Genomic DNA, 1,244 nt, shown 5'->3' on the forward strand with positions numbered 1-1,244 from the left:
TTGACGGGCAGCAAGGAAGCTTTGCTGACGTTGTTCCGATTGATTCGAGCACGCCTTTTGCGGACCTGTACCGTGACGGTGACGGTATTTGGTTCATGCCGTTGAAGCCTGGCGTGGTGTATTCCACGGACTTCGCGCAGCCGAGGAACAGTGCGGCCGTTACTGCTGCCGATCGACGGGAGCGGGGCGTATTCGGCACACCGCATGCACCGTTCTTCGTCGGCCGCCATAAAGACGGTCGAACCGTAACGTTCACGGTCGACAAGGTGAAACGCGAGCTCCTGCAGGACCGGAATGGCCGGATTCGGGCGTTGGTCATCGGGGACGACAATATCCGATCTGTGTCTCGAGGGAGGATCCTCAACTACGACGGTAACCGCCTCCCAATGACGCTTCCCGATGAATATATTCCGAATTATCCGCTCATGGGTGTCCGTCCTAACGGTGGATACACCCCGGCGCCGTGGAGCGACGACGCAGTTATGCTTATGGCGCACGCCAACCAGAACGAATTCGCGGTTACGCTTGATCAGAACGGGGAAATCACAATCGGGCTGGAAGGTCAGGAGTTCCACCGGCTGGTCCAGGCGATGCCGGAATATCAGGAACTGCGGGGGCAGCCGCATTCCGATGTCGTACTCATAGCTTGCTCGGCTGCAGGATACAAAGCGTCGCACTCGTTCGTGGCCAGCGCGCGCACGGCCGGTGACAGGGAGGTCAACTTCCATGCCGGGCTCGACGTGGTCCAGATCGTTGGGAAGAGCAATCCGGACGGCACCGTGCGTGCAGAAATCGCAGTCGCGCGTAACGGGGGCTGGGCGAGTTACTATGGAAACCCGGAAGGCCGGCCGACACCCACGATCACGGGGAAGTATTCTGACGCTGACGTAGGCTTGATCAGAAATTACGAACTTTGGTTGGCCCAGTCCAATCCCTATCTCGGTCAATTTATCGGAAACCCGCCACCCCCATCCGTGCCCCTAGACGCGGTGTCCGGCGCGCGGGGTGTGTTTGGTGACAGTGGTGTTCACGGGCTCACTGAGGGGGAGAGGCTCCCAGGTCTGCCTGAGCTTGGGAGCCCTGTCCGGGACGGGCGCAACGGTTCGGTTGGTTCGTCTGATGGGCGGGTTTCGGTCGAGTCGGTGGTGGAGTCGGGTAATTCGTATCACTCGTCTTTGTTGGATGAGCCGGGGATGGCTGTGCCGCCGGGTGCGGTGCGTACGGCGCGTGATTTTGCAAGCGAG

1 protein-coding gene is annotated in these 1,244 nt (G+C 60.2%); it reads left to right on the top strand.

What is annotated here, in order from left to right; genetic code table 11:
* The coding region (locus IEY17_RS24965) for a hypothetical protein (protein WP_188991921.1) at nt 1-1,244 on the top strand (1,244 nt) is incomplete at both ends.

Origin of the sequence: Saccharopolyspora thermophila, assembly GCF_014646075.1 — a bacterium.
Taxonomy (GTDB): domain Bacteria; phylum Actinomycetota; class Actinomycetes; order Mycobacteriales; family Pseudonocardiaceae; genus Saccharopolyspora; species Saccharopolyspora thermophila.